We start from the raw sequence: 26,506 nt of genomic DNA, 5'->3' as shown, positions 1-26,506 counted from the left end.
GGGGCGCCGCCCGGGCTCACCGGCCGTGGGCCTGCACCACCGCGAGGAGCCGCTCGCGCAACCAGGCGTGGCCGGCGTCGCCGCTCATCCGCTCGTGCCAGAAGGCGCTCAACTGGACGCTCGGCAGCGGCAGGGGCGGGGCGAAGAGGTCGAGCACGTCGGTGAAGCGCTGCAGGAAGCGCCGCGGCAGGGTGCAGACGCACTCGCTGTTGGCGAGCACCAGCGGCGCCAGGGCGTAGCTCTGGATCGACACCGCCACCCGGCGCCGGCGCCCCAGGGCGGCCAGGGCCTCGTCGACCTGGCCCGCGAAACGGCCGCCGGCGGTCGACACCAGCAGGTGGTCCATGGCGCAGAACGCATCCAGGGTGAAGGGGCCGGTGCCCCGGGGGTGGCCGCGGCGCTGCGCCGTCACGAACTCCTCGTCGAACAGGACGCGGCCGACCAGCCCCCCGGCGGCGTCCTCGGCCCCGCCGACGAAGAGGTCGGCGTCGCCCTGCTCGAGCTGCTCCGCCACCCGCCCCGCGGCGGGCAGGACGAACGCCAGGCGGACGTGGGGCGCCTCGGCCTGGACCGCGGGCACCAGGTCCGGCGCCAGGATGGCCGCGGGGTTGTCGGTCGCGGCGATGCGGAACACGCGCTCGCTCGCCGCCGGGTCGAAGGTCCGCGCGAGGTGGGCGAACTCCCGCAGGCGCTCGATCAGCTTGGCCAGCTCCGGCTGCAGGGCGCAGGCGTGCGGCGTCGGCACCACGCCGCGCCCGGAGGCGGCGGGAATGAACAGCGGGTCCTCGAAGAGCTGGCGCAGCCGGGTCAGCCGCCCCGACAGGGCCGGCTGGGTGATGCCGAGGCGGGCCGCCGCGTGGGTGACGTTCCGGTCCTTCAGCAGGGCGTCGAGGGTCAGCAGCAGGCCCCCGTCGATGTCGAACAGACGCTCCCGCACGGCTTCGCTCTCCGGGTCTGGCAGGCCGGCCGCCGACCGGCGCGGCCGGCGGCGACCCTACCCGCCTCCGCGGCGCCCGGCAACGCGGGCCTGCGTCAGCCCGGCGGCATCACCAGCATCGCCCGGAAATCGTTGACGTTCGTCAGGGTCGGCCCACTCACCAGCAGATCGTCGAGGGCGCCGAAGAAGCCGTAGCCGTCGTTGTCGGCCAGCCGCTCCTTGGCCATGACGCCGGCGGCGGCGGCGCGGGCCAGGGTGTCGGGGGCGAGCAGCGCGCCGGCGTTGTCCTCGGTGCCGTCGATGCCGTCGGTGTCGGCGGCCAGCGCCCAGATCCCGGGCGCCCCGTCGAGCGCCACGGCGAGGCCCAGCAGGAACTCCACGTTGCGGCCGCCGCGGCCGGTGCCGCGCACCGTCACCGTGGTCTCGCCGCCGGACAGGATGGCGCAGGGCGGCCGCGCCGGCTGGCCGGTGCGGGCGGCGTGGCGGGCGATGGCGGCGTGCACCTTGGCGACCTCGCGGGCCTCGCCCTCGAGGGAATCGCCGAGGATGAGCGGCGCCACGCCGGCCGCCCGCGCCACGGCGGCGGCGGCCTCCAGCGACGCCTGCGGGGTGGCGACCAGCACGTTCTCGACCCCGGCCAGCCGCGGGTCGCCGGGCTTCGGCGTCTCGCCCTCGCCGCGCTCCAGATGGGCGCGCACGGCGGGCGGCAGGTCGATGCCGTACTTGGCGATCACCGCGCGGGCGTCGGCGAAGCTGGTGGGATCGGCCACCGTCGGGCCCGAGGCGATCACCGAGAGGTCGTCGCCCGGCACGTCGGAGATCACCAGCGAGACGACCCGCGCCGGATGGGCCGCCATGGCGAGCCGGCCGCCCTTGACGGCCGACAGGTGCTTGCGCACGCAGTTCATCTCGGTGATGTCGGCGCCCGAGCGCAGCAGCGCCTTGGCCACCGCCTGCTTGTCCGCCACCGTCAACCCCGGCGCCGGCGCCGCCAGCAGCGCCGAGCCGCCGCCGGAGATCAGGCACAGCACCAGGTCGTCGGCGCCGAGACCGGACACGAGGTCGAGGATGCGGCGCGCGGCATCCTCGCCGGCGGCGTCGGGCACGGGGTGGGAGGCCTCGACGACGGCGATCCGTTCGGTCGGCACGGCGTGGCCGTAGCGTGTCACCACCAGCCCGGACAGCTCGCCCGGCCAGTGGTCCTCCACCGCCTTCGCCATGGAGGCCGCGGCCTTGCCGGCGCCGACCACGACGGTGCGGCCCCGCGGCGGCTTCGGCAGGTGCGGCGGCACGCAGACCGCCGGCAGGGCGGCCTCCACCGCCGCCGTGAACATCGCCCGAAGAAGCTGCCGAGGGTCCTGCATGGGTGTCTCCTAAGTCGTTCCCTCCCCCGGCACCGCCGGGGGAGGGTCAGGGTGGGGGCACGGTATCACGGGGCGAGCCGATGCCCCAGCCAGCGCAGCGCCAGCACCGACATCCCCGAAAGACCTTGCCCCCACCCGGCGCCTTCGGCGCCACCCTCCCCCGGCGGTGCCGGGGGAGGGGTCGTCGCTCACCTCACTCCGCCGCCACCGCCTCGGGCTGGGCGACCTCGTGGTTGGCCATCAGCTCCAGGGCGCGCACCATGGCGGAGTGGTCCCAGGCGCTGCCGCCGTTGGCGACGCAGGCGTTGAACAGCTCCTGCGCGGTCGCCGTGTTGGGCAGGCTCAGGCCGAGCGCCCGCGCCCCGGTCAGGGCCAGGTTGAGGTCCTTCTGGTGCAGCTCGATGCGGAAGCCGGGGTTGAAGGTGCGCTTCACCATGCGCTCGCCGTGCACCTCCAGCACGCGCGAGTTGGCGAAGCCGCCCATCAGCGCCTGGCGCACCTTGGCCGGGTCGGCGCCGGCCTTGGAGGCGAACAGCAGCGCCTCGGCCACCGCCTCGATGTTCAGCGCGACGATGATCTGGTTGGCGACCTTGGTGGTCTGGCCGTCGCCGTTGCCGCCGACCAGGGTGATGTTCTTGCCCATCAGCTCGAACAGCGGCTTCACCGTGGCGAACGCCGATTCCGGCCCGCCGACCATGATCGTCAGCGACGCCGCCTTGGCGCCGACCTCGCCGCCCGACACCGGGGCGTCCAGGTAATCGCAGCCGAGATCGTTGATCTTCCTGGCGAACTCCTTGGTGGCGATGGGCGAGATCGAGGACATGTCGACGACGATCTTGCCCGCCGACAGGCCGGCCGCCACGCCGTTCTCGCCGAACAGCGCCGCCTCGACGTGGGGCGTGTCGGGCACCATGGTGATGACGACCTCGGCCTGGCGCGCCGCCTCGGCGGCGCTGGCGCAGGCGGTGCCGCCGGCGTCGGTCAGCTCCTTGGCGACCGGGGCGATGTCGTAGAGGAACAGGGTGTGGCCGGCGTTGATGAGATGCACGGCCATGGGGCGGCCCATGATGCCCAGCCCGATGAAACCCACCTTCATAGCGTCTCTCCTCGCATGTCTTGATTGGTCAGGCGGCGACGGTGCTCTTGGCGCGGTAGGGGGCGAACCAGCCCAGCCCCGCGGAGGTGCCGGCGGCGGGCTTGTACTCCGCGCCGATCCAGCCCTCGTAGCCCATCGCGTCGATCGCCGCGAAGACGTTGGGATAGTTGATCTCGCCCGTGCCCGGCTCGTTGCGGCCGGGGTTGTCGGCGATCTGGATGTGGGCGATCCTCGGCAGCAGGCGCTTCATGGTGGGGATGAGATCGCCCTCCATGATCTGCATGTGGTAGACGTCGTACTGGATGAAGAGGTTGTCGGAGCCGACCGCCTCCAGCACCCGCTCCGCCTGGGCGGTGGTGGTGAGGTGGAAGCCCGGGATGTCGCGGGTGTTGATCGGCTCCATCAGCAGCCGGATGCCGGCCTCCTTGAGCTTCGCCGCGGCGAACGTCAGGTTGTCGACGAAGGTCCGGGCCGCCGCGTCGCCCGCCCCCTCCGGCGTCTTGCCGGCGAGGCAGTTCACCTGCGTGCAGCCCAGCGCCGTGGCGTACTCGATGGCGCGGCCGACGCCGTCCTGGAACTCGCCGACGCGGTCGGGCAGGCAGGCGATGCCGCGCTCGCCCTTGTCCCAGTCGCCGGCCGGCAGGTTGTGCAGCACCTGGGTCAGCTTGTTGCGCTGCAGGCGCTCGACCAGGGCGTCCTTGGCGAAGGCGTAGGGGAACAGGTACTCCACGCCCGTGAAGCCGTCCTTGGCCGCCGCGTCGAAGCGGTCGAGAAAGTCGATGTCGGTGTAGAGCATCGACAGGTTGGCTGCGAACTTCACCATCGAATCGTTCTCCCTGAAAGGACCGAGCGCTTAGAGCAAGATCGCTTTTGGCCGATCCGGCCAAAAGCGTGAATCTTGCTCTAAACATTTGACTTTAGAGCGGGATTCACACTCCAGGTGATTCCACCTGGAGTGATCCCGCTCTAGACCAGCACCGGCTCCGGCTGCGGATCGGTGATGTCGAGGGTTTCCTCGAACTCGGTGATGTTGTCGATCTCCGTGCCCATGGCGATGTTGGTCACCCGCTCCAGGATCACCTCCACCACCACCGGCACCTTGAACTCCTTGGTCCAGGCCTGGGCCTTGGCGAAGGCGGCGCCGAGGTCGTCGGGATCGGTGACGCGGATCGCCTTGCAGCCCAGCCCCTCGGCCACCTTGACGTGGTCGACGCCATAGCCGTTGACCTCCGGGGCGTTGATGTTCTCGAACGAGAGCTGCACCTGGAAGTCCATCTGGAAGGCGCGCTGCGCCTGCCGGATCAGGCCGAGGTAGGAGTTGTTCACCAGCACGTGCACGTAGGGCAGGTTGTGCTGGGCGCCCACCGCCAGCTCCTCGATCAGGAACTGGAAGTCGTAGTCGCCGGACAGGGCGACGATGTTGCAGTCGGGATCGGCCACCCGCACGCCGAGCGCCGCCGGCAGGGTCCAGCCCAGCGGGCCGGCCTGGCCGCAGTTGATCCAGTGCCGCGGCTGGTAGACGTGGAGGAACTGGGCGCCGGCGATCTGCGACAGGCCGATGGTCGAGACGTAGCGGGTGTCGCGGCCGAAGGCGCGGTTCATCTCCTGGTAGACGCGCTGCGGCTTGATCGGCGTGTTGTCGAAGTCGGTGCGGCGGTGCAGGGTCCGCTTGCGCTTCTGGCAGGCGGCCACCCAGGCGGAGCGGTCCTTGAGCCGGCCCGCCGCCTTCCACTCCCCGGCCACGGCGATGAACAGGTCGAGCGCCGCGCCGGCGTCGGAGACGATGCCGAAGTCGGGCATGAACACCCGGCCGATCTGGGTCGGCTCGATGTCGACATGCACGAACGTGCGGCCCTTGGTGTAGACCGGCACCGAGCCGGTGTGGCGGTTGGCCCAGCGGTTGCCGACGCCGAGCACGAAGTCGGCCTCCAGCATCGTCGCGTTGCCGTAGCGGTGCGCCGTCTGCAGGCCGACCATGCCGGCCATCAGCGGATGGTCGTCGGCGATGGCGCCCCAGCCCATCAGGGTGGGGATCACCGGCACGCCGACCAGCTCGGCGAAGGCCACCAGGCGGTCGCTGGCGTCGGCGTTGATGATGCCGCCGCCGGCGACGATCAGCGGCCGCTCGGATTCGTTCAGCATGGCCAGCGCCTTCTCCACCTGGGCGCGGGTGGCGGCCGGCTTGTAGGCGGGCAGCGGCTCGTAGGTGTCGGGATCGAACTCGATCTCCGCCATCTGCACGTCGAGCGGCAGGTCGATCAGCACCGGCCCCGGCCGGCCCGAGCGCATGAGGTGGAAGGCCTGCTGGAAGGTGTAGGGCACCTGCGCCGGCTCCAGCACCGTCACCGCCATCTTGGTCACCGGCTTGGCGATGTCGGCGATGTTGATGGCCTGGAAGTCCTCCTTGTGCAGGCGGGCGCGCGGCGCCTGGCCGGTGATGCACAGGATCGGGATGGAATCGGCGATGGCCGAATAGAGGCCGGTGATCATGTCGGTGCCGGCCGGGCCGGAGGTGCCGACGCACACGCCGATGTTGCCGGCCTTGGCGCGGGTGTAGCCCTCGGCCATGTGCGAGGCGCCCTCGACGTGGCGGCCCAGCACGTGGCCGATCCGCCCGTTGCGCTGAAGGGCGGCGTAGAACGGGTTGATCGCCGCGCCGGGAACGCCGAAGCAGACCGAGACGCCTTCCTTCTCCAGGACGTGAACCGCCGCATCGATCGCGGTCATCTTAGGCATCGCTGGTCCCTCCCCTTGTTCGATGTCCGAACGACACGCTAGGCCCGCCGGGGAGGGTCGCGCAATGGGTCGTGGAAGGCTTTTCAGGATATGGAAATCGGCCTTTTTACCGTTCTACGACAACGGGTTGCCCAGTCGTCACAAATCGGAAGCAAGGCAGCGGCGAGCGGGGCGGCGGGCGGGACGCGCTGCACAGAAATCGAGACGGTGGGCCAAGTGCACCACGGCCCGACCTGCTACACTGCGGCCATCGACGCGAGCCACAGGAGCATCCATGAGCACGACGAACGCACCGGACGACGCCAGCCCGCTTCCGGACGAGGGTCAGGCCACGCCGCTCGGCGAAGAGGAGCTGGACGCGGCCGCCGGCGGGGCCACCACGTACACGATCACGTTCGTGAACGGCGGTCAGGAAACGCCGGTCCCCGTCTTTCAGAAGCCGGTGACCGCGCCCGGTACGCCCCTGGCCGTCGCGTGGAAGGTCGTCACGTCGGGCTGAGCCCGCGCCGTGCCACCGCCGGCGGCACGGCCGTCTCGGAGGCATCGCGCCCGATTCCGTCAGCCCTCTCCCCGATGGTGGGGAACGGGACTCCCACGGCGATCCTCCGGCGGTCGTTTCGCTGTCGGCTTGACAGGCGCCGCCGGCTTGACAGGTGCCGGTTGTCCGCGCGTTCTCGACGAGGGCGGTCCGCGGCCTCCTGCCGCCCGGCGCGGCGGCGGACCGGACCCGGACCAGCGGCGACCCGGCCAGCCGCCGGCACCGCCCTTCACGCCGGCCATCCACCATTCCGACGGAGGATCGTCACGATGACCCCGAAGACACCGACCGACCTCTCGGAGACCGTCCACCCGGCCGACGCGCCCCAGCCCCTCTCCGACGAGGCGCTGGAGTCCGTGACCGGCGGAGCCAGCTTCTCCGTGCCCGGCACCACCGAACCGCCGACCTTCACCCCGCTGGGGAACGTCGCGGTGAATTGACGGCCGGCGGCACCCGCGGGAGGAGCGCGTCAGGACGCCTCCCGCGTCGCCGACAGCCCGCCCAGCTCGCGGGTCGCCGCGCCGGCCGCGGCGACCACCAGCGAGCCGAGGACGGCGAGGCGCGCGTCGTCGATGCGCGCCGCCGGGCCGGACACGGAGAGCGCCGCCGCCGGGCGCCCGTGCTCGTCGAAGATGGGTGCCGCGACGCAGCGCATGCCGACGGCGTGCTCCTCGTCGTCGACCGCGTAGCCGCGGGCGCGGATGCGGGCGAGGTCGTCGCGCAGCCCCCGCGGCGTGGCGATGGTGTGCGCGGTGAAGGTGGGCAGGCCGTGGCGTTCCAGCACCTTGGAGACGTCGCGGTCGGGCAGCCAGGCGAGGATCGCCTTGCCGACCGACGAACAGTGCATCTTCACCCGGCCGCCCGGCCGGGCGATGGCGCGCATGAGCTGGCGGCACTCGATCTGCGTCAGGCACATCGCCTCGCCGCCATCCTCGACGTAGAGGTTCACGGTCTCGCCGCTCTCCTCCATCAGGCCGCGCATCAGCGGGCGCGCCATCAGCGCCACGTCGCGGGTGCGCACGAAGGCGTTGCCGACGGTGAAGGCCCCCACCCCGACCTGCCAGACGTTGCCGATCGGGTCGAAGCGGGCGAACTGCTGCTGCTGCAGGGTGGTGAGCAGCCGGTGGCTGGTGGAGGGCGCCAGCCCGACCGTCTGCGACAGCTCGGTCAGGGTCAGGCCGTCGTGGCTGTGGGCCAGGGTCTGCAGGATCGACAGCGCCCGCTGCAGGGATTGCACCTGCCCCGCCTTGTCGGCCGCGTTGCCCTTGTCCGCGACCCTGACGCGGGTGCGCGCCGCCTCCACCGCTCTCGCCTTCGCCATCATCCGTCCCCGCCGCTTCCACGATACGGATGAGTTTCCACAATTTCGCGCGGCGTGGCGAGCGGAATCAGGCGTCCCGCCGATGCACCCGGCGGCCCTGCAGGTAGGTGGCGCGGACCGCCCGGTCGTCGCCCAGGGTCATCAGCACGAACAGCTCCTCCTCCAGGTCGCCGCGGACGGTCTCCATGCGGTGGGCCATGGCGGGGGTGGCGCGGCTGTCGAGCACCACCAGGTCGGCCCAGCGGCCGGGCTCCAGCCGGCCGATCTCGTCCTCCAGGCCGAGCGCCGCGGCGTTGCCGCGGGTCATCCGGTCGAAGGCGGCCAGCGCCGGCAGGTTCTGGCCCCGCATCTGCAGCACCTTGTAGGCCTCGGCGGCGGTGCGCAGCATGGAATAGCTGGTGCCGCCGCCGACGTCGGTGGCCAGCGCCACCCGCACCGGCCGCTCGGCCCGCAGCGTCCGCTCCAGGTCGAACAGGCCGCTGCCGATGAAGAGGTTGGAGGTCGGGCAGAACACCGCGACCGAGCCGCTCTCCGACAGCCGCCGCAGCTCCGCCTCGTCGAGGTGGATGCAGTGGCCGAACAGGGAGCGGGGTCCCAGCAGGCCGAAGCGGTCGTAGACGTCGGTGTAGCTGGCGGCGGCGGGGAACAGGGCGCGCACCGCGGCGATCTCGTCGGTGTTTTCCGACAGGTGGGATTGCAGGTAGACGCCGGGGAACTCCTTCAGCAGCGTCCCCGCCGCCTCGAGCTGCGCCGCCGTGGAGGTGATGGCGAATCGGGGCGTCACCGCGTAGCGCTGGCGGCCGCGGCCGTGCCAGCGCTCGATCAGCGCCCGGCTCTCGGTGTAGCCGGTTTCGGCGGTGTCGGTGAGCGCCGCCGGGGCGTTGCGGTCCATCATCACCTTGCCGGCGACCAGCCCCATGCCGCGCGCCTCGGCCTCGGTGAACAGCGCCTCCACCGACTGCGGGTGGACCGAGCCGTAGGCGACCGCGGTGGTCGTGCCGTTGCGCAGCAGCTCGTCGACGAAGAAACGGGCGTTGGCCGCGGCGTGCGCCGGATCGGCGTACTTCTGCTCCTCGGGGAAGGTGTAGGTGGCCAGCCAGTCGAGGAGCTGCGCCCCGTAGGAGGCGATCACCTGGGTCTGCGGGAAGTGGATGTGGGTGTCGATGAAGCCGGGGACGATCAGCCCGTCCGGGTGGTGGTCGACCGCCGCCCCCGCCGGCAGCCGCGCCGCCAGCTCGGCCGCCGGCCCGACGGCGGCGATGCGGCCGCCCTCCACCAGGACCATGCCGTCCTCGACGAAGCGGTGGCTGGCGGCGTCCCCCGGGCCGGCGGGCGCCGCGGTGAAGCTGAGCAGGCGCCCGCGCAGGGCGTGGACGGCGGGGTCGGCCATGATGTCGTCTCCGTCAGTCAGCGGCGGCGGCGGGGTCGGCGGCCCACAGGGCGAGGGTGCGGCGCTCGTCGTCGGTGATGCCGGTGATGTTGGCCGGCGGCATGGCGGCGGACAGGCCGGCCTGGATGCCGATGGGGCCGGCGTGGCGGCGGATCGCCTCGGGCGTGTCGAGCACGACGCCGCGCGGCGGGGCGGGAATGCCCTCCCACACCGGGGCCTCGGCGTGGCACATGCTGCAGCGCGACAGGACGATCTCCTCCACCGCGGCGAACCGGACCGGCGCCGCCGCCGCGGCTGCGGCCGTCACCGGCCGGTTGGGGCCGAAGCTGCCGAGCCAGGCGGCGACCAGCATGCCGGCGACGGCGACGCCCCAGGTCCACCACGGCGTCGGCTTGCCGGCGTGACGGCTGTTGAAGAAGTGGCGGATCGACGCCCCCACCACCAGCACCACGGCGACGATCACCCAGTTGTAGCGGGTGGCGAAGGCCAGGGGGTAGTGGTTCGACAGCATCAGGAAGACGACCGGCAGGGTCAGGTAATTGTTGTGGAGCGAGCGCTGCTTGGCCTTCTTGCCCAGCATCGGGTCGGGCGTCTCGCCGCGCAGCATCGCCGCCACCGTCTTGCGCTGGTTGGGGATGATGACCATGGCGACGTTGGCCGCCATCATGGTGCCGACCAGCGCGCCGACCTGGAGCAGGGCGCCGCGCCCGCTGAAGACCTGCGTCATGGCCCACGCCACCGCGACCAGGAAGAGGAAGCCGACGGCGGCGAGCCGGCCGTCGTGGTCGCCGAGCGGCGACTTGCACAGCCGGTCGTAGACGATCCAGCCCAGCACCAGGGCGCCCAGCGAGATCGCCACGGCCTGCCACGCCGCCAGCGGCAGCACCGCCGGGTCGACCAGCAGCAGGTCGGCCTCGCGGTAGTACAGCACCACCATCAGGGCGAAGCCGCTGAGCCAGGTGGTGTAGGCTTCCCACTTGAACCAGGTCAGCTCCTCCGGCAGGTGCGGCGGCGCCACCAGGTACTTGACCATGTTGTAGAAGCCGCCGCCGTGAATCTGCCACGCCTCGCCCGCCGTGCCGGCCGGCAGGTGGTCGCGCCGCTGCAGGCTGGCGTCGAGGTGGATGAAGTAGAAGGACGAACCGATCCACGCGACGGCGGCGACGACGTGCAGCCAGCGCACCATGAAATTGACCCAGTCCCAGACGAACGCGTCCATTGCCGCCCTCTCCCCGAAAACGCCATCCCGCGGTTCTACCATGGACCGGCGCCCGGCGGCTGCCGCTGCGACGCAGCACGCCGGCGCGAACAGTTTCAAAGTTTTCCGAAAGATGGAGGGACAGACCGGTCCTGCGGGTGGCCGGGCCCGGGCACCTCCCGAAAACAGTTTCAAAGGGATTGGAAAGGTGGAACCCTCCCGGCTCGGCTATGGTGGGCGCAGGCGGACGACCCGCCCGTCTGGCGGAGGAGCGCAATGAAGCCCAGCAGCATGGACCGGGAGCGATTCCTCGCCGCCTTCGGCGGCGTGTTCGAGCACTCGCCATGGATCGCGCAGGCCGTGTGGGACGGCGGCCTCGGCCCGCAGCACGACCGGGCCGACGGCCTCCACGCGGCCATGTGCACGGTGTTCCGCGCCGCCGGGCGGGACCGGCAGCTGGCGGTGCTGCGCGCCCACCCCGATCTCGCCGGCCGCCTCGCCGTCGCCGGCGCCCTGACGGCGGAATCGACCGCCGAACAGGCGTCCGCCGGCCTCGACCGCTGTTCGCCCGAGGAGTTCGCCCGCTTCACCGCTCTCAACGCGGCCTACACCGCGCGCTTCGGCTTCCCCTTCATCATGGCCGTCCGCGGCCGGCGCCGCGACGAGATCCTGGCCGCCTTCGCGCGCCGGGTGGACGACACGCCGGACGCCGAATTCGCGACCGCGCTGGCCGAGGTGGAGCGGATCGCGCTCCTGCGCCTGAAGGAGCTGCTGCCATGACCGCCTTGATGGACCGTCTGGACGCCTTCGCCGCCTTCTCCGCCGAGGCGGGGGCGCTGACCCGCCTCTACCTGACGCCGGAGCACCGGGCCGCCGCCGACCAACTGATGGCGTGGATGCACGAGGCGGGGATGAGCGTGCGGATGGACGCCGCCGGCACGGTGATCGGCCGCTACGAGGGGCGCGAGCCCGGCGGGCCGGCGCTGCTGATCGGCTCGCACATCGACACGGTGCGCAACGCCGGCAGGTACGACGGCAATTTCGGCGTGCTGGCCGGCGTCGCCGCCGTCGCCGAACTCGCCCGGCGCGGCGAGCGCCTGCCCTTCGCCGTCGAGGTGCTGGGCTTCGGCGACGAGGAGGGGGTGCGCTTCCCCGTCACCCTGACCAGCAGCAGCGCCGTCGCCGGCACGCTCGACCTCGACGCCCTGGCGGCGGCCCGCGACGGCGACGGCGTCGCCCTGCTCGACGCGCTGGCCGCCTTCGGCGGCGACCCCGCCGCCCTGCCGGCGGCCGCCCGCCGCCGCGACGAGGTGCTGGCCTTCGTCGAGCTGCACATCGAGCAGGGGCCGGTCCTCGAGGCCGAGGGCCTGCCGCTGGGCGTCGTCACCGCCATCAACGGCGCCTCGCGCGCCAACCTGTCGGTGAGCGGGACGGCCGGCCACGCCGGCACCGTGCCGATGGCCCTGCGCCGCGACGCCCTCGCCGCGGCGGCCGAGATGGTGCTGGCGGTCGAGGCGCGCGGCCGCGCCGAGCCCGAGCTGGTCGCCACCGTCGGCCGCCTGGAGGCGCTTCCCGGCGCCGTCAACGTCATCCCCGGCGGCGCCCGCTTCACCCTCGACGTCCGGTCGCCGCGCGACGCCGCGCGCCGGGCCGCCCTGGCGGAGATCCTGGAGACCTGCCGGACGATCGCCGCGCGCCGCGGCGTCGCCTTCACGGCGACGCCCTACCACGACGCCGCCGCCACCGCCTGCGCCGAGCCGGTGATCGCCGCCCTGGAGGCGGCGGTGGCCCGCGCCGGCATCGCTCCGCGGCGGCTGGTCAGCGGCGCCGGCCACGACGCCATGGCGCTGGCGGCGCTGTGCCCGGTGGGCATGCTGTTCGTGCGCTGCCGCGGCGGGGTCAGCCACAATCCCGCGGAGTCCATCACCGCCGAGGACGCCGAGCTGGCGGTCGCCGTGCTGCTCGACTTCCTGCGCCACTTCGATCCCAAGGCTTGCGACGGTTCCACCCCATGAGCGAACAGACCCCCATCGGCCGCTGGCTGGAAAGCCAGCGCGCGGCGCAGACCCGGTTCCTGGCGGAACTGGTCAAGGTGCCCTCCGACAATCCGCCCGGCGACTGCGCCGCCCACGCCGAACGCGCCGCCGCGCTCCTGGAGGAGATGGGCTTCGCGGTGGAGCGCCACCCCGTCCCGGCCGAGCTGGTGCGGGCCAACGGCATGGTGTCCGCCACCAACCTGGTGGTGCGCCGGCGCTTCGGCGACGGCCCCGTGGTGGCGCTGAACGCCCATGGCGACGTGGTGCCGCCGGGCCGCGGCTGGACCCGCGACCCCTTCGGCGCCGAGATCGTCGACGGCTGGATGTACGGCCGCGGCGTCGCCGTGTCGAAGTCCGACTTCGCCACCTACGCCTTCGCGCTCAAGGCCCTGGAGCAGCTCGGGACGCCGCTCGCCGGGACCGTCGAGCTGCACCTCACCTACGACGAGGAGGCGGGCGGCGAGATCGGCCCGCGCTGGCTGCTGGAACAGGGGATCACCCGGCCCGACTGCGCCATCGCCGCCGGCTTCAGCTATGCCGTCGTCACCGCCCACAACGGCTGCCTGCACCTGGAGGTGGAGGTCGCGGGCAAGTCCGCCCACGCCGCCCTGCCCGCCACCGGCGTCGACGCGCTGGAGGCGGCCACCCACCTGCTGGGCGCCCTCTACGCCCACCGCCAGGGCTACGCCGCCACCGTCTCGGCGATCCCCGGCATCGGCTCGCCGCAGCTCACGGTCGGGCTGATCCAGGGCGGCATCAACACCAACGTGGTGCCCGACCGCATCACCTTCCGCCTCGACCGGCGGATGATCCCGGAGGAGAACGGGGCGGCCGTCGAGGCGGAACTGCGGAACGTGCTGGAGACCGCCGCGGCCGCCTTCCCGCGGGCGCAGGTCCGCGTGCGCCGCATCCTGCTGGCCGAACCGCTCAAGCCGACGGCGGCCACCGACCGCCTGGCGGCGCTGCTGTGCCGCCACGCCGAGGCGGTGATGGGCGAGCCGGTGGCGGCGACCGGAGTGCCGCTCTACACCGACGCCCGCCACTACGCCGCCGCCGGCGTGCCGATCGCCCTCTACGGCGCCGGTCCCCGCAGCATCGAGGAGGCCAACGCCCACCGCGCCGACGAGCGGCTGCCGCTGTCCGACCTCTTCAAGGCCACCGAGGTGGTGGCGCTCACCCTGCGCGACCTGCTGCGGGCCTGAGCACGGCGGCGGCGGCCGGGTCGGGTTCGCCCCCACCCTTCCCTCCCCCGCTTCGCAGGGGAGGGCGAGGATAGGCACCCCCCTGCGAAGCGGGTGAGGGTCGGGGTGGGGGCAAACGGGGCGCGCGGACCGGGCGCTGCGCCACACCGGCGTGCCGCCTCAGGGATCGGCCGGATGTCGACGGTCCCGGGCGTAGCGCCGTGGCGAGCAGCCCATGGTGCGCCTGAACGCCGTGTTGAAGGCGTGTTCGGACGTATAGCCCAGGGACATGGCGACGCGCGCGATCGTGTCGCCGCCGTGGATCAGCCGCTCGCCGGCGAGCATCATCCGCCACCGCGTGAGATAGCCGATCGGCGTCTCGCCGACCTTGTCGCGGAACCGCTGGGCAAAGGTCGAGCGCGACATGCCGGCCCGGCGCGCCAGCTCCGGCAACGTCCACGCAAATGACGGATCCTCGTGCATCGCCGCGATCGCCGCGCTCATGTGCGGATCGGCCAGGGCCGCGAACCACCCGACTTCGTCGGCGGGCCGCTGCGCAAGATGGAGGCGGAGCGCCTGCACCAGCATCATGTGGGAGAGATGCTGCGCAACCAGCGACGATCCCGGCTGCGCCTCGCGCAATTCCTCCATCATGAGCGCGATGGACCATCTCAGCTTCGCCTGATCACCCGACGTCTCCACCCGAATGAGCGGCGGGAGGGTCCGCAGCAGCACTTCGGCATGGCGTCCATTCACTTCGAAGCGGCTGCCGACGAGAAAGACATCGCCTCCACCATTGAAGACGACGATCTCACCGCTCCGGTTCGGCGCCAGCACCTCGCTCGCACGCTGCGCCCGCACGGTCAGATCGCTGGCGATGCGGACGGAACGGCCACTGGGAAGAACGAAGCAGTCGCCCTCGTCCAGCCGGACCGGCACGTCGTCGCCGTCGAGGGACAGCCAGCACGTGCCCCTGATGACCGCGTAGCATTTGATGCGGCCGGCGAGGTCGTCCAGGGTCAGGGCCCACGCGCCGCCGGCATCGAACCCTGCGGTGATGTAGCTGCGCGGCTTCAGGAGGGCGAGCACCTCGGACAGGGGATCCATCACGCGCCTCGGACGATTGCGAACAAAATCCGGATACGGACGCATAGATCGTTTGCCACGCCGTGTCCATGTCTCTGCGCGATGCGGTCTTCGTGGGAAGACCGGGACAGTCTGCGGAGGTCGACCATGAAGGCGGCAATCATAAGGGCGTTTGGGGATGCACCGGAGTTCGGCGATTTTCCGGAGCCCGAAACCGGGGACGACGACGTCGTCGTGACGGTCAACGCCGCCCCCTTGAGCCCGATCGTGAAGGGATTGGCCTCGGGCAAGCACTATGCGAGCGGCAGGACGGCCGGGTTCGTTCCGGGCGTCGACGGCGTCGGCACCGACCCGGACGGGCGCCGCGTCTATTTCCTCTTCCCGAAAGCCCCGTTCGGCTCGATGGCGCAGAAGTCCCTCGCTTCCAGGGACATGCTCGTGCCGGTGCCCGACACGCTGTCCGACGACCGTGCCGCCGCGGTCGCCACGGCGGGTCTGGCCTCCTGGATCGCGCTGTCACGGCGCACCCCCCTCCAGGGGGGAGAAACCGTGCTCGTCAGCGGCGCGACGGGAGCCGCGGGCCGGATGGCCGTGCACGTCGCCCGTCACTTCGGGGCGAGCAGGATCGTCGCGGTCGGCCGGAACAGCGCCAAGCTCGCCACGCTCGATGCGGAGGTGAGGATCGCCCTGGACGGCGACGCCGACCAGGCCTTGCGGGCCGAGTTCGACCGGGGCGTGGACGTCGTCCTGGACTTCGTCTGGGGCGATCCGGCCAGCCGCATCCTCAGGGCGGCGACGAGCCATCGCGGCTCGCGGGCGGGCGAACCACGCGTGCGTTACGTCCAGCTCGGCACCGTGGCGGGCGACGACGTCCCGATTCGCGGTGACATGCTGCGCGGCTCCGGTCTGGAGCTGATGGGCAGCGGCATCGGCAGCGTCTCCGTGAAGGAGCTTCTGCGCGGGGCTGGCGAGCTGCTGGCGGCCGCCCCGGCCGCCGGATTCGCGCCCCCCTTCGCGAGCGTGCCGCTCGACCGGGTGGCAACGGTCTGGAACGGGGACCCCGACGTCCGGTACATCGTCCGGCCCGACCGGGCCTGAGCGTGGAAACGCCGCGGGCGCCGCCCCTTCCCGCGGCGCGCCCGGCCGGCCTAGCATGGCCCGTCGGACAAGGGGATCGGGATGGCGTTGCTGGAGAACATGCGCGTCTTCGTACGCGTCGTCGAGCTGGGCAGCCTGTCGGCGGCCGGGCGCAACCTGCGCATGTCGCCGGCGGTGGTCAGCCACCGCATCCAGCAGCTCGAGGAGCATCTCGGCGTGCGCCTCCTCAACCGCACCACCCGGCGCATCCAGTCCACCGAGGCCGGACTGGTCTTCTACGAGAGCTGCCTGGAGGTGCTGGAGTCGGTGGAGCGGGCCACCAGCGCCGTCGCCAGCGAGTCGGCGGTGCCGACGGGCAGCCTGCGGGTGACGGCGCCGCTCGGCTTCGGACGCCGCGTGCTGGCGCCGCTGGTGCCGGAGTTCCGCGCCGCCCACCCCAACGTCGAGGTGCGCCTGCGCCTCTCCGACCATCTGCTGGACCTGCTGCGCGAGGCCGTCGACGTCGCCATCCGCATGGCGGTGCTGAAGGATTCCAGCCTGGTGGTGCGCAAGATCGCCGACCTGCGCCGCGTGCTGTGCGCCGCCCCGTCCTACCTCGACGCCCGCGGCCGTCCGGAACGGCCGGAGGACCTGCTGGACCACGCCTGCCTGCAGCTCCGCTTCCCCGGATCGCAGCAGTACCGCTGGACGCTGCAGGGCGGCGACGGGCCGATGGCCCTGGCGGTCGCCGGCCCGATCGACGCCGACGACGGCGACGTCCTCACCGCCTGGGCCCTGGCCGGGCAGGGCATCGCCCTGAAGCCGGTGTGGGAGGTGGCCGAGCACCTGCGCAGCGGCGCCCTCCAGGTCGTCCTGCCGGACCATCCGCCCGAACCGGTGGCGCTGGCGGTGCTGTACCCCCACCGCAACCTGCTGCCGGCCAAGGTGCGCGCCTTCGCCGAGTTCGTGGTGGAGCGCACCCGCGCCGCCCTGGACCCCGACGCCGTCGTGTGAACCGGCCGGAACGAGGCGGCCCGGCCGGATCGACGCCTGCGGCGGCGGGGTGGGGACCAGCCCATCGGCGCGGTCCGGGTTTGTCGTGGGCAAAGAAATGCGGTCGCCGCAGCGGAGCGGCGACCGCAGGTCGTGAGGACGCCCCCGGCCGAGAGCCGATCGATTGCGCCGGGGCCGATAACCCAAGGACCGAAAGGCTACCCCCTCTCCGCCGGTTGCGGGAGGGCGGGACTGCGAAAAACAGTTTTCGGCGTTCCGAAACAATCGTCCGCATAGCAAATCGTCCGCAGGGCCCCGGCGATCCGCGCCGGCAGGTCCGCCACGGTCTCGCCGAGCCGGGGCGCGAACAGGCGCATGGAGGGATACCAGGGGCGGACGGCGGTGCCGAGCGCGGTCCATTCGCCGACGGCACCCGTCCGCCAGACCGGCACGCCGAGCGCTCCCGCCATCTCCGCCACCGACGTGCCGGCGGAGACGACGAGATCGAGCGACGCGGTCAGCGCCGCCGCGCCGTCGAGATCGTTCAGCAGGTCGAGATCCGGCCAACGCAGGGGCGCCGTGCCGAGCCGCGCGCGTGTCGCCGCGATCTCGTCGTCGCAGTCGTCGTATTGCAGATTCACCACGCGCACGCCGGGGAGCGCGAGCAGCGGCGCCCAGTCGTCGAGCCGCGTGTAGCCGCGGTCGCGCGCCGCGGTCCGGAACCGGCTGCGCCAGCACAGGCCGACGGCGAGCCCCGGCCCCAGTCCGTCACGGAACGCGGCGGCCCGTCGCGGATCGGCGACGAGCCAGGCGGCGCGCGGCGGATGGTCCGCCAGGCGACGGCGCAGGTGAAGGGGGAGCGAGCCGGCGGCGACGTGAACGTCGAAGTCGTCGGGATCGGTCGTCGCCGCACGCACCTCGGCCTGCGGAAACGAGCGGGCGAACAACGGCACCAGGCGCGGGTCGCACTCGACGATCACCCGCCCCGCCCGGGCGATCAGGTCGGGGTAGCAGGAGGCGTACATCAGCTCGTCCCCCACCCCCTGCTCACGCCAGACCAGGACGGTGCGCCCGGCGAGGTCGCCGCCGTCCCAGGCCGGCCGGCGGAAGCGGCGGTCCGGCTGCGCCCGGCCCGCGGCGAAGCGCGCCTCGAGCCCGGTCCAGCCCTCCACCAGGTCGCCCTGCGCCAGCGCGGCGTAGCCTCGGTTGAAACGGGCGAGCGCCAGCGAGGGGTCCGCCTCGACGGCGCGGCGGTAGGCGGCGTCCGCCTCGTCCGGGCGGCCCAGCGCATGAAGCGCGTTGCCGTGGTTGTAGTGCCACGCCGCCCGCCGCGGCGCCAGGACGAGCGCCCGCCGCCACGCCCGCGCCGCGGCGTCGGGGCGCCCCTGGCGGGAACGCAGATCGGCCAGCCCGGCCCAGCCGTCGGCGGCGGCGGGATCGCGCAGCAGCAGACGCCACCACGCCAGACCGGCGGCGCCGCCCTCCCCCGCCGCCTCGAGGGCGAGGGCGAGATTGGCCAGCGTCGCCGCATCCTCGCGCAGGTCCACCGCCCGGCGCTGGCAGGCGAGCGCGTCCGCGTGGCGGCCGAGGGCCGCGAACGCCAGGCCGAGGTTGCCGTGCGCTTCGGCGTACGCCGGCCGTATGCGCACGGCCCGTGACGCGCACGATACCGCGGCCGCGGCGTCGGCCGCGCGCACGCCATGGGCCAGCGCGTTCCACGCCTCGGCCAGGTCGGGCGCCAGCGCCAGCGCGCGCCGCAGCGCCGCCCCGGCCTCGCCGCCGCGGTCCAGCATCTGCAGGGCCAAGCCATGGTTGGCGTGCAACGCCGCCCAGTCCGGCGCCCGCCGTAGGGCGGCGGCGAGATCGGCCTCCGCCTCGGCGGCGCGGCCGAGGGTGAGGCGGAGCACGCCGCGCTGACCCCGGGCCTCCGCCTCGTCGGCGCGGTCGAGGGCGGCGCCGTACGCGGCCTCCGCCTCAGCGTACGCGCCCAGCGCCTGGAGCGCCTCGGCGTGGTCGCGGTGGCGCGCCGCGGTGCCGCCGCCGGCGGCGATGGCGCGGCCGACGAGGTGGGCGCCGATGTCGGGCCGGCCGTTGCGCGCCGCCAGCCGGCCGTAGCCGTGCAGCGCGCCGGGATGCTCCTGCCGGGCCGCCAGCGCGCGCTGGTAGAGCGCCTCCGCCGCCGCGCCCTGCCCCGCCGCCTGGAGGCGGTCGGCCTCCGCCACCAGCTCCTCCACCGGGTCGGCGGCGTCCCGCAGGCGCGCCAGCTCCGCCGCCATGGCCCGCAGGACGCCCGCCAGCCCCTCGCCGCCGCGCGGCCGCCACATGCGCATGGCGGGAAACCACGGGCGGCAGCCGGTGCCCTGCTGCGTCCAGTCCGGTCCGCCGCTGAAGCGCCACACCGGCACGCCCAGCGCGCCGGCCATCTCCCCCACCGAGGACTGGACGGTGATCACCAGATCCAGCCCGGCGGTGAGGGCCGCCGCCGCCTCCAGGTCGTTCTTCAGGTCGGTGTCGGCCCAGCGGTGGAGGCGTACGCCCAGGCGGTCGGCGGCGTGGGCGATCTCGTCGTCGCGGACGTCGTACTGCAGGTTGACGTAGCGCACGCCCGGCAGCGCCCACAGCGGCGCCCACTGGTCGAGGCTGGTGTAGGACGCCTTCCGCTCCCCGTGCGTGCGCTGGCTGCGCCAGCACACGCCGACGCGCAGCCCGGGGCCGAGCTCGGCCAGCCGCCGCCGCCACGCCTCGACCCGGGCGGGATCGGCGACGAGATAGCCGTTGCGCGGCGGAAACTCCGCGAGCGAGCGCCGGAAGACGCGCGGCAGCGAGGCCATCGGGACGTGCCAGTCGGCGTCGGGCGGCACGACGGTCTCGCGCCCGTCCGGCGCCAGCGTCTCCACCCGCACCGTCGCCCGGGGGAACGAGCGGGCGAACAGCCCGACGAGACGCCGGTCCACCTCCAGCACCACATGGCCGGCGTGGGCGACGAGGTCGGGCAGGCAGGTGCCGTACAGCAGCTCGTCGCCGATGCCCTGCTCGCGCCACACCAGGATGCGCGTGCCCGCGGGGTTCTCGCCGTGCCAGCGCGGGATGCCGGGGGCACGGGCGCCGAGCACCCGCCGGGAGTCGAAGCGCGCCTCGTAGAGCTCGCGCCCCTCGGCGAGCGCGCCGCGGCCGATCAGCAGCAGCGCCAGGTTCCAGCGCGCGAGCGCGTCGCCGGGAGCGCCCCGCAGGGCCTGCCGGTAGCACGCCTCCGCCTCGTCGGCGCGGCCCTGGGCCTGGCGCACCAGACCGAGGTTCACCAGCGCCTCGGGATCGCCGGGGGCGAGGCGCAGCGCCTCGCGCTGGCACGCCTCCGCCTCGGCCAGGCGCCCGGTCTCCTTGAGGACGACGCCCAGATTGCTGTGCGCCTCGGCGTTCCCCGGCGCCACGGCGACCGCGTGGCGCAGCGCCTCCTCGGCCTCCGCCGTCCGGTCGGCGTCGCGCAGCAGCGCGCCGAGGTTCACCAGGGCGGCGGCGTAATCGCGGTCCAGGGCGAGGGCGCGGCGGTAGTGCCGCTCCGCCTCGTCGAACCGGCCCTGGTCCTGGAGCGCGCTGCCCAGGCTGTTGTGGGCTTCCGGATAGGCCTCCCGCAGCTCCAAAGCCCGGCGGTAGGCGGCCTCGGCGTCGCCGACGCGCCCCAGCGCGTGCAGGACGAGGCCGTGATTGGCGTGCACCTCGGCCCGCCCGGCATCCTGCGCCAGCGCCCGGCCGAGCAGCTCCAGGGCGGCGTCGTGACGTCCGGTCTGGTGGGCGAGGACGCCGAGGAGATGCAGCGCCTCGGCGTGTCCGGAATCGGCGGCCAGCACCCTGCGGTAGAAGCGCTCGGCGCCCGGGAGGTCGCCGTCGCGGTGGTGCGCGAGGGCGCGGGCCAGATCCTCCGCCGTGCTGTTGCGCTGTCCCGTCATGCGGCCGTCCCGTCCGTGGCGCTCCCTTCATAGCATGAACCGACGGTCGCGCCGCAGATCGCGCGCCGCACACCGCACGGCCGCGACGGGCCCCCGGCCGGCCGGCGCCGGAGGGGGCCGGACGTGGCGCCCGCCCGGCGCGCTTAACCAGTTGGCAACAGGATACCTGCCATTGATCGGGTTCGGACGTTCCGGAGTTCCGCCGATGCCTGCCCACCGTTTCCGGCCGCTTCCCCTGCTCGCGGTCGTTCTGGTTCCCTTCGTGCTGGCGGGGTGCGTCCCGTCCGGCGGCGGTTACAGAGGCAGCGGCTACAGCAGCGGCGGATACGACGAGCCGGCGCCCAGCCTCAGCACGCTCGACAAGAGCCAGCGCCGTGCCCTGAAGCAGGGCTGCAAGGACCGCTATGGCGACCACAGCCGGAAATACCGGCAATGCGTGGACGGCGTGCGCCACAGCGAGGACGCGCTGATCGACGGCTGCTACAAGCGCTACAAGGGCAACGACAAGAAGCTCAGGCGGTGCCTCGACGGGCTCTGAACCGAGCCCGCGGCGCCCCTCAGCCCAGCATGGCGATGAAGTAGCCGGCGACCACGGCGGTGCCGATGACACCGGCGACGTTCGGCCCCATCGCGTGCATCAGCAGATAGTTGGCGGGGTCGGCGCGCTGCCCCTCGACCTGGGCGACGCGCGCCGCCATCGGCACGGCGGAGACGCCGGCGGCGCCGATCAGCGGGTTGATCTTCTCCCGCGACACCAGGTTCATGGCCTTGGCCATCAGCACGCCGGCGGCCGTCGACACGGCGAAGGCGACGACGCCGAGCGCCAGGATCGCCAGGGTCTCGGGGTTGAGGAAACGCTCGCCCGTCATGGTGACGCCGACGCTGGTGCCGAGGAAGATGGTGACGGCGTTGATGATCTCGTTCTGCGCCGCCTTGGACAGCCGCTCGGCGACGGCGCACTCGCGCAGCAGGTTGCCCAGCATCAGCATGCCGATCAGCGCCGAGGCCGCCGGCACCAGCAGGATGCAGGCCACCGTCACCACGAAGGCGAAGATCACCTTCTCCAGCCGCGTCACCTTGCGCAGGGAGCGCATGCGGATGCGCCGCTCGCCGTCGCTGGTCAGCGCCCGCATGATCGGTGGCTGGATCAGCGGCACCAGCGCCATGTAGGAATAGGCGGCGACCGCGATCGGCGCCAGCAGCTCCGGCGCCAGCTTGTTGGCGAGGAAGATCGAGGTCGGGCCGTCGGCGCCGCCGATGATGCCGATGGAGGAGGCCTGGTCCGGCGTGAACCCCAGCGCCACGGCGCCGAGATAGGTGGCGAACACGCCGAACTGCGCGGCCGCTCCCAGCATCAGGGTGCGCGGGTTGGCGATCAGCGGCCCGAAGTCGGTCAGCGCGCCGACTCCCAGGAAGATGATGGGCGGGAAGAGTTCCAGGTGGATGCCCTGGGAGATGTAGTGGTAGAGCCCGCCCGGCGTCTCGCCGGCCGGCAGGTTGACCAGCCCTTCGGTGGGCAGGTTGGCGAGCAGCGCGCCGAAGGCGATGGGCACCAGCAGCAGCGGCTCGAAGTTGCGCCAGATCGCCAGGTACAGAAGCCCGGCGACCACGCCCCACATGACCACCATCTCCCAGGTCAGGCGCGGAAGGGCCGTCAACGCCCACATCTCGGACAAGGCTTCCATGGCGCGGCTCCTACGCCAGGGTGAGGAGGATCTGGCCCTCCTGGACGGCGGTCCCGGCGGCGACCGCCACGACCGCGACGGTGCCGGCGCGCGGCGCCGCCACCGAGGTCTGCATCTTCATGGCCTCCAGGGTCAGCAGGCTCTGCCCCGCCTCGACCCGGTCGCCGACCTTGGCGGCGACGGCGACGATGGTGCCGGCGAGCGGGCTGACCACGTCGCCGGGCGACGCGGCGCGCGCGTCCGCCTGGGCCGCCCTCGGCGCGGACGGGGCGGCGGCGGGACCGGCGACGACGGCGGGGCGGACGTCGCGGGTCGGCCCGCCGGCCGACGGCGCCGGCAGGGCGGACGCCCCGGCGTCCAGCTCCTCGACCGTCACCTCGTAGGCGGTGCCCTCGACCGTGATGCGGAAACGTCTCATGGCAGCTCCTCAGCGAGTCTTGTGGGGGGCATGGGGTGCCCAACCCCAGCGCACGCGGTGGCCGGCGAACTGCTCGGTGCGCCCGTGCCGGGCCCAGCCGGCGGACTGGTGCGCGGCGGCCTGGACGCGGACGACGCGGCCGCGGCCGTCGGTGATCGCCGTCACCGCCGCGGCGATCGCCGCGAGATGATGGGCGGGCACGCCCGGCGCGGTCGCCGCGGGCACGGCCGGAGCCGCCGGCGCCGGAAGGGTGGCCGCCGCGCGGGCGATGAAGATCCGGCCGATCAGCGCCAGCACGCCCCACAGCAGCGCCAGCACGGCCATCACGGTGGCGAAACCGGTCAGGATGAAGAGGACGTGCTCCATGGCGGCCTACAGCGGGATGTTGCCGTGCTTCTTCGGCGGGCGGGTCTCCCGCTTGGAGAGCAGGGTGCGCAGGGCGAGGGAGACCGCGGCGCGCGTGCGCCGCGGCTCGATGACGTCGTGCACGAAGAGCTTGCCGGCGGACAGGTAGGGCGAGGCGAACTCCTGGCGGTACGCCTGGGCCAGCTCGGCGGCGCGGGCGGCGCGGTTCTCGGCCTTCTCCAGCTCGTGCCGGTAGAGGATGTTGACCGCCCCTTCCGCGCCCATCACGGCGATCTCCGCGGTCGGCCAGGCCAGCACCAGGTCCGCCCCCATGTCGCGCGAGCACATGGCGAGAAAGGCGCCGCCGTAGGCCTTGCGCATGATGACGGTGATCTTCGGCACGGTGGCGGAGCCGTAGGCGAACAGCATCTTGGCGCCGTGGCGGATGATGCCGTGGCGTTCCTGGAAGACGCCGGGCAGGAAGCCCGGCACGTCGACCAGCGTGAGCAGCGGGATCGAGAAGACGTTGCACACGCGGATGAAGCGCGCCGCCTTGTCGGCGGCGTCGATGTCGAGCGCGCCGGCCTTGACGTTGGGCTGGTTGGCGATGACGCCGACCACCATGCCGTCGATCCGCGCGAAGCCGACGACGATGTTGCCGGCGAAGGCCGCCTGCACCTCCAGGAACCGCCCGTCGTCGACCAGCCGGCCGATCACCTGGCGGACGTCGAAGGCGGCGTTCCCGGCCTCGGGGATCAGCTCCTCGATGCCGGGATCGTCGGCCAGCGTGATCTCGGGATCGAGGCGGTGCGGCGGCTCCTCCATGTTGTTGGAGGGCAGGAAGGACAGCAGCTCGCGCACCAGGGCGGCGGCGTGCTCGTCGTCCTCGGCGACGAAATGGATGTTGCCGGAGATGGCGGCGTGCGCCTCGGCGCTGCCGATCTCGTCCATCGTCGTGTCCTGGCCGGTGGCCGCCTTGATGACCTGCGGGCCGCAGATGAACATGCTGGCGCCGCGCCGGGTCATGACGATGAAGTCCATCAGCGCCGGGCTGTAGGCCGCCCCGCCGGCGCAGGTGCCGCAGACCACCGCGACCTGGGGCACGACCCCCGACAGCAGGACGTTGCGGTTGAAGACCTGGCCGTAGCCGGACAGGCTCTCCACCCCCTCCTGGATGCGTGCGCCGCCGCTGTCGTTGAAGCCGACCAGGGGCACGCCGGCGCGGGCCGCGTGGTCCATGACGTCGCAGATCTTCTGGGCGTGCATGCGTCCCAGCGAGCCGCCGGCCACCAGGAAGTCCTGGGAGAAGGCGGCGATCGGACGGCCGTCGACGAAGCCGGTGCCGGCGATCACGCCGTCGCCGGGCAGTTCCTTGCCCTCCATGCCGAACTGGCGGGTGGCGTGCAGCACGTGCCGCCCGAACTCCTGGAAGGTGCCGGGCTGGAACAGCCGGTCGAGTCGTTCGCGCGCGGTCAGCAGCCCTTTGGCGTGGCGCTGCGCGATCTTGTCTTCGCTGGCCGAAGCGGCGCTGCGCTCGCGGCGCTCGGCGAGTTCCTTGAGCAGGTCCGGTCTGATCGCCATGGGTCCGGTCGTCGGCAGAAGGGGCGGGAGGGCGGGCGGGGAGCCCGGGCCGGGCGCGCCGCGGGGGGCGGGTCGGTGCGACGACCATAGGCCGGGCCCTCCGGCCGGACCGTGACCTGGATCAAAAGGATAGGCCGTTCGGCTGAGGACCGGCGCAAATGTCGCACCGCCGCCCCGGGCGTCGCCGACGGTGCCGGCGACGCGCTCCGCCCCCGCTACGGTTTCAGCCCGACGGCCCCGTCGAGCAGGGCGCCGTCGAGCGCCCGGCGCTCCAGCTTGGCCCCGAACAGCTTGGCGTCGCGGAAGTCGGCCTTGGCGAGGTCGCAGCCCAGCAGGTTGGCGTAGGACAGGTCGGCACCGGTGAAGTTCACCTCGCGCAGGCAGCAGCCCCGGAAATCGACGTAGCGCAGCTTGGCGCCGGACAGGTCGGTGCGCATGGCGCGCCTTTCGTCGAACACCAGCGGACGCAGGTTGCTGTTGCGCAGGTCGGCGTTGTTCAGGCGGGCACCCTTGAGGTTGGTGCCGCGCAGGTCGGCGCCGATGAGGCGCGAGACGCGCAGGTCCGCGCCGTCGAGGGTGGCCGCCTGGAGCTGAACGTTGGTGAGGTCGAGCCCGTAGAAGGTGGCGCGCGAGGCCCGCAGCATGGTCAGGCAGGCGTGCGCCAGCGACGGCGCGTGGCGCAGGTCGAATCCCGAGAGGTCGAGCGGCGCCCCCTGCGACCCGCCGGTGCCGACCCACTGGATGTGGTCGTGCAGCAGGTCCTCCAGGGGCCGGCCGAACTCGGCGACGACGCGCCCCACCGGCTCGTCGGTCAGGGTGTCCTCCAGCTCGGCGTCGGTGAGGTCGGCCATCGTCATGGCCGCCCCGGTCAGCACGGCACCGCGCAGGCAGGCGCCGCGCAGGTCGGCGCCCGACAGGTCGGCCCCCTCCAGGTTCGAGCCGGTGAAGTTGGCGCCGCGCATGGTGGCGCGCACCAGCTTGCAGCCCTTCATCACGGCGTCGGTGAAATCGGTGTGGATCGCCATGGCTCCGGACAGGCGGGCGTTGGTCAGGTTGGCGCCGGAGAGGTCGGCGCCGGACGCCTCCGCCGGCTGGCTCTCCTCCACATGCACCATCCGCAGGTTGCCCGAGCGGTCCTTCTCGGCCAGCGAGCCGTCGCGCAGGTCGGCCTCGAACAGGTTGGCGCCCACCAGGATCGCCCCGCGCAGGCAGGCGCCGCGCAGATCGGTCTTGATCAGGCTGGCCCCCTCCAGGTTGGCCTGGCGCAGGTCGCAGGCGAACATGGCGGCGCAATCGAGCCGGGCCCCCGACAGGTTGGCCCCCTTGAGGACGGCGCCGACCATGTCGGCGTGGGCGAGGTCGCGCCCCGCCAGGTTGAGACCGGAGAGGTCGCAGAACGACAGCGTCGCCCGCGCGCCGCCCATGCGGGCGTTGCGGAACATCTCATGGCGCCGGACGACGACGTCGAGCTGGGCCTGGTCAAGTCGGGTGAGCGCGCGTGACTGGGTCATGGGCGAAGGGCTCCGGGACGCCCCACGATGACGCTCGTGGACTTAAGGATTGGATAATGGGAGCGGCCG

The 26,506-nt window shown here is 73.0% G+C and carries 23 protein-coding genes; 8 read left to right on the top strand and 15 right to left on the bottom strand.

Annotated features, from left to right (window positions below; translation table 11 throughout):
• Positions 1-16: 16 nt before the first annotated feature.
• The 5 genes from ACSBPG_RS03400 to gcl form a co-directional block, all read right to left on the bottom strand.
• Entirely contained in the window at positions 17-937 is a 921-nt protein-coding gene (locus ACSBPG_RS03400; protein ID WP_435535698.1) for a LysR family transcriptional regulator, read from the bottom strand.
• Between the two features lie 95 nt (positions 938-1,032).
• Positions 1,033-2,301 (bottom strand): glycerate kinase type-2 family protein, encoded by a 1,269-nt coding sequence (locus ACSBPG_RS03395; protein WP_435535697.1) that lies wholly within the window; start codon positions 2,299-2,301, stop codon positions 1,033-1,035.
• Positions 2,302-2,494: 193 nt separating this feature from the next.
• Positions 2,495-3,397 (bottom strand): 2-hydroxy-3-oxopropionate reductase, encoded by a 903-nt coding sequence (gene glxR / locus ACSBPG_RS03390; RefSeq protein WP_435535696.1) that lies wholly within the window; start codon positions 3,395-3,397, stop codon positions 2,495-2,497.
• 28 nt (positions 3,398-3,425) lie between these two features.
• Positions 3,426-4,220, bottom strand: a complete 795-nt coding sequence (gene hyi / locus ACSBPG_RS03385) for a hydroxypyruvate isomerase (RefSeq protein WP_435535695.1) — start codon at positions 4,218-4,220, stop codon at positions 3,426-3,428.
• A 143-nt stretch (positions 4,221-4,363) separates the two neighbouring features.
• Positions 4,364-6,133 carry a glyoxylate carboligase gene (gcl, locus tag ACSBPG_RS03380; protein WP_435535694.1) on the bottom strand — a complete coding sequence of 590 codons (1,770 nt, stop codon included), beginning with the start codon at positions 6,131-6,133 and terminating at the stop codon, positions 4,364-4,366.
• Positions 6,134-6,407: 274 nt separating this feature from the next.
• On the opposite strand from gcl, the gene ACSBPG_RS03375 reads away from it, so the two are divergent.
• Both ACSBPG_RS03375 and ACSBPG_RS03370 read left to right on the top strand, forming a co-directional pair.
• Positions 6,408-6,632: a hypothetical protein gene (locus tag ACSBPG_RS03375; RefSeq protein WP_435535693.1), complete on the top strand. Its 225-nt coding sequence runs from the start codon at positions 6,408-6,410 to the stop codon at positions 6,630-6,632.
• 308 nt (positions 6,633-6,940) lie between these two features.
• Positions 6,941-7,111, top strand: a complete 171-nt coding sequence (locus ACSBPG_RS03370; protein WP_435535692.1) for a hypothetical protein — start codon at positions 6,941-6,943, stop codon at positions 7,109-7,111.
• Between the two features lie 29 nt (positions 7,112-7,140).
• Here ACSBPG_RS03370 and ACSBPG_RS03365 read toward each other — a convergent pair whose 3' ends face one another.
• From ACSBPG_RS03365 to ACSBPG_RS03355, 3 genes are all read right to left on the bottom strand, one after another.
• Positions 7,141-7,992, bottom strand: coding sequence for an IclR family transcriptional regulator domain-containing protein (locus ACSBPG_RS03365; protein WP_435535691.1), 852 nt, complete (start codon positions 7,990-7,992; stop codon positions 7,141-7,143).
• Between the two features lie 67 nt (positions 7,993-8,059).
• Positions 8,060-9,382 (bottom strand): guanine deaminase, encoded by a 1,323-nt coding sequence (gene guaD / locus ACSBPG_RS03360; RefSeq protein WP_435535690.1) that lies wholly within the window; start codon positions 9,380-9,382, stop codon positions 8,060-8,062.
• 13 nt (positions 9,383-9,395) lie between these two features.
• On the bottom strand, positions 9,396-10,601 hold the full coding sequence (locus ACSBPG_RS03355; RefSeq protein WP_435535689.1) for a urate hydroxylase PuuD: 1,206 nt from the start codon (positions 10,599-10,601) through the stop codon (positions 9,396-9,398).
• 255 nt (positions 10,602-10,856) lie between these two features.
• Between ACSBPG_RS03355 and uraD the strand changes: the two genes are divergently transcribed.
• Genes uraD through ACSBPG_RS03340 form a run of 3 tightly spaced genes read left to right on the top strand, consistent with a single transcriptional unit; the run spans position 10,857 to position 13,818 of the window.
• The gene (gene uraD, locus ACSBPG_RS03350) at positions 10,857-11,360 is read left to right on the top strand and encodes a 2-oxo-4-hydroxy-4-carboxy-5-ureidoimidazoline decarboxylase (RefSeq protein ID WP_435535688.1); all 504 of its coding nucleotides are present in this window, start codon (positions 10,857-10,859) and stop codon (positions 11,358-11,360) included.
• On the top strand, positions 11,357-12,595 hold the full coding sequence (locus ACSBPG_RS03345; protein WP_435535687.1) for an allantoate amidohydrolase: 1,239 nt from the start codon (positions 11,357-11,359) through the stop codon (positions 12,593-12,595). Before uraD ends, ACSBPG_RS03345 begins: the two co-directional genes overlap by 4 nt.
• Positions 12,592-13,818, top strand: a complete 1,227-nt coding sequence (locus ACSBPG_RS03340) for a M20/M25/M40 family metallo-hydrolase (RefSeq protein WP_435535686.1) — start codon at positions 12,592-12,594, stop codon at positions 13,816-13,818. Before ACSBPG_RS03345 ends, ACSBPG_RS03340 begins: the two co-directional genes overlap by 4 nt.
• Before the next feature lie 159 nt (positions 13,819-13,977).
• Here ACSBPG_RS03340 and ACSBPG_RS03335 read toward each other — a convergent pair whose 3' ends face one another.
• Positions 13,978-14,904, bottom strand: a complete 927-nt coding sequence (locus ACSBPG_RS03335) for an AraC family transcriptional regulator (protein WP_435535685.1) — start codon at positions 14,902-14,904, stop codon at positions 13,978-13,980.
• A 126-nt stretch (positions 14,905-15,030) separates the two neighbouring features.
• On the opposite strand from ACSBPG_RS03335, the gene ACSBPG_RS03330 reads away from it, so the two are divergent.
• Both ACSBPG_RS03330 and ACSBPG_RS03325 read left to right on the top strand, forming a co-directional pair.
• Positions 15,031-15,981, top strand: a complete 951-nt coding sequence (locus tag ACSBPG_RS03330; protein ID WP_435535684.1) for a hypothetical protein — start codon at positions 15,031-15,033, stop codon at positions 15,979-15,981.
• A gap of 81 nt (positions 15,982-16,062) precedes the next feature.
• Complete coding sequence (locus tag ACSBPG_RS03325; RefSeq protein WP_435535683.1) at positions 16,063-16,974, top strand: LysR family transcriptional regulator; 912 nt, start codon at positions 16,063-16,065, stop codon at positions 16,972-16,974.
• A 197-nt stretch (positions 16,975-17,171) separates the two neighbouring features.
• On the opposite strand, the gene ACSBPG_RS03320 is transcribed toward ACSBPG_RS03325, so the two are convergent.
• Positions 17,172-20,897, bottom strand: coding sequence for a tetratricopeptide repeat protein (locus ACSBPG_RS03320; RefSeq protein ID WP_435535682.1), 3,726 nt, complete (start codon positions 20,895-20,897; stop codon positions 17,172-17,174).
• Positions 20,898-21,102: 205 nt separating this feature from the next.
• Between ACSBPG_RS03320 and ACSBPG_RS03315 the strand changes: the two genes are divergently transcribed.
• On the top strand, positions 21,103-21,435 hold the full coding sequence (locus ACSBPG_RS03315; RefSeq protein ID WP_435535681.1) for a hypothetical protein: 333 nt from the start codon (positions 21,103-21,105) through the stop codon (positions 21,433-21,435).
• A gap of 19 nt (positions 21,436-21,454) precedes the next feature.
• Here the strand turns inward: ACSBPG_RS03315 and ACSBPG_RS03310 are convergent, their stop codons facing one another.
• The 5 genes from ACSBPG_RS03310 to ACSBPG_RS03290 all read right to left on the bottom strand — a co-directional run bounded on the left by ACSBPG_RS03310 (position 21,455) and on the right by ACSBPG_RS03290 (position 26,437).
• On the bottom strand, positions 21,455-22,582 hold the full coding sequence (locus tag ACSBPG_RS03310) for a sodium ion-translocating decarboxylase subunit beta (RefSeq protein WP_435535680.1): 1,128 nt from the start codon (positions 22,580-22,582) through the stop codon (positions 21,455-21,457).
• A gap of 10 nt (positions 22,583-22,592) precedes the next feature.
• On the bottom strand, positions 22,593-23,000 hold the full coding sequence (locus tag ACSBPG_RS03305) for a biotin/lipoyl-containing protein (RefSeq protein ID WP_435535679.1): 408 nt from the start codon (positions 22,998-23,000) through the stop codon (positions 22,593-22,595).
• A 9-nt stretch (positions 23,001-23,009) separates the two neighbouring features.
• Positions 23,010-23,366 carry an OadG family transporter subunit gene (locus tag ACSBPG_RS03300; protein ID WP_435535678.1) on the bottom strand — a complete coding sequence of 119 codons (357 nt, stop codon included), beginning with the start codon at positions 23,364-23,366 and terminating at the stop codon, positions 23,010-23,012.
• Positions 23,367-23,372: 6 nt separating this feature from the next.
• On the bottom strand, positions 23,373-24,926 hold the full coding sequence (locus tag ACSBPG_RS03295; protein WP_435535677.1) for an acyl-CoA carboxylase subunit beta: 1,554 nt from the start codon (positions 24,924-24,926) through the stop codon (positions 23,373-23,375).
• Positions 24,927-25,141: 215 nt separating this feature from the next.
• The gene (locus tag ACSBPG_RS03290) at positions 25,142-26,437 is read right to left on the bottom strand and encodes a pentapeptide repeat-containing protein (RefSeq protein WP_435535676.1); all 1,296 of its coding nucleotides are present in this window, start codon (positions 26,435-26,437) and stop codon (positions 25,142-25,144) included.
• Between the last annotated feature and the right edge of the window lie 69 nt (positions 26,438-26,506).

It is taken from the genome of Azospirillum sp. ST 5-10, assembly GCF_051225715.1.
In the GTDB taxonomy this organism is placed as follows: Bacteria; Pseudomonadota; Alphaproteobacteria; order Azospirillales; family Azospirillaceae; genus Azospirillum.
This window is presented reverse-complemented; position numbering and strand designations above follow the sequence as displayed.

Coding starts and splice junctions, on each gene's coding strand:
- ACSBPG_RS03395 (WP_435535697.1), bottom strand. CDS start 2,301: ATGCAGGACCCTCGGCAGCTTCTTCGGGCGATGTTCACGGCGGCGGTG.
- glxR (WP_435535696.1), bottom strand. CDS start 3,397: ATGAAGGTGGGTTTCATCGGGCTGGGCATCATGGGCCGCCCCATGGCC.
- hyi (WP_435535695.1), bottom strand. CDS start 4,220: ATGGTGAAGTTCGCAGCCAACCTGTCGATGCTCTACACCGACATCGAC.
- gcl (WP_435535694.1), bottom strand. CDS start 6,133: ATGCCTAAGATGACCGCGATCGATGCGGCGGTTCACGTCCTGGAGAAG.
- ACSBPG_RS03375 (WP_435535693.1), top strand. CDS start 6,408: ATGAGCACGACGAACGCACCGGACGACGCCAGCCCGCTTCCGGACGAG.
- ACSBPG_RS03370 (WP_435535692.1), top strand. CDS start 6,941: ATGACCCCGAAGACACCGACCGACCTCTCGGAGACCGTCCACCCGGCC.
- ACSBPG_RS03365 (WP_435535691.1), bottom strand. CDS start 7,992: ATGGCGAAGGCGAGAGCGGTGGAGGCGGCGCGCACCCGCGTCAGGGTC.
- guaD (WP_435535690.1), bottom strand. CDS start 9,382: ATGGCCGACCCCGCCGTCCACGCCCTGCGCGGGCGCCTGCTCAGCTTC.
- ACSBPG_RS03355 (WP_435535689.1), bottom strand. CDS start 10,601: ATGGACGCGTTCGTCTGGGACTGGGTCAATTTCATGGTGCGCTGGCTG.
- uraD (WP_435535688.1), top strand. CDS start 10,857: ATGAAGCCCAGCAGCATGGACCGGGAGCGATTCCTCGCCGCCTTCGGC.
- ACSBPG_RS03345 (WP_435535687.1), top strand. CDS start 11,357: ATGACCGCCTTGATGGACCGTCTGGACGCCTTCGCCGCCTTCTCCGCC.
- ACSBPG_RS03340 (WP_435535686.1), top strand. CDS start 12,592: ATGAGCGAACAGACCCCCATCGGCCGCTGGCTGGAAAGCCAGCGCGCG.
- ACSBPG_RS03335 (WP_435535685.1), bottom strand. CDS start 14,904: ATGGATCCCCTGTCCGAGGTGCTCGCCCTCCTGAAGCCGCGCAGCTAC.
- ACSBPG_RS03330 (WP_435535684.1), top strand. CDS start 15,031: ATGAAGGCGGCAATCATAAGGGCGTTTGGGGATGCACCGGAGTTCGGC.
- ACSBPG_RS03325 (WP_435535683.1), top strand. CDS start 16,063: ATGGCGTTGCTGGAGAACATGCGCGTCTTCGTACGCGTCGTCGAGCTG.
- ACSBPG_RS03320 (WP_435535682.1), bottom strand. CDS start 20,897: ATGACGGGACAGCGCAACAGCACGGCGGAGGATCTGGCCCGCGCCCTC.
- ACSBPG_RS03315 (WP_435535681.1), top strand. CDS start 21,103: ATGCCTGCCCACCGTTTCCGGCCGCTTCCCCTGCTCGCGGTCGTTCTG.
- ACSBPG_RS03310 (WP_435535680.1), bottom strand. CDS start 22,582: ATGGAAGCCTTGTCCGAGATGTGGGCGTTGACGGCCCTTCCGCGCCTG.
- ACSBPG_RS03305 (WP_435535679.1), bottom strand. CDS start 23,000: ATGAGACGTTTCCGCATCACGGTCGAGGGCACCGCCTACGAGGTGACG.
- ACSBPG_RS03300 (WP_435535678.1), bottom strand. CDS start 23,366: ATGGAGCACGTCCTCTTCATCCTGACCGGTTTCGCCACCGTGATGGCC.
- ACSBPG_RS03295 (WP_435535677.1), bottom strand. CDS start 24,926: ATGGCGATCAGACCGGACCTGCTCAAGGAACTCGCCGAGCGCCGCGAG.
- ACSBPG_RS03290 (WP_435535676.1), bottom strand. CDS start 26,437: ATGACCCAGTCACGCGCGCTCACCCGACTTGACCAGGCCCAGCTCGAC.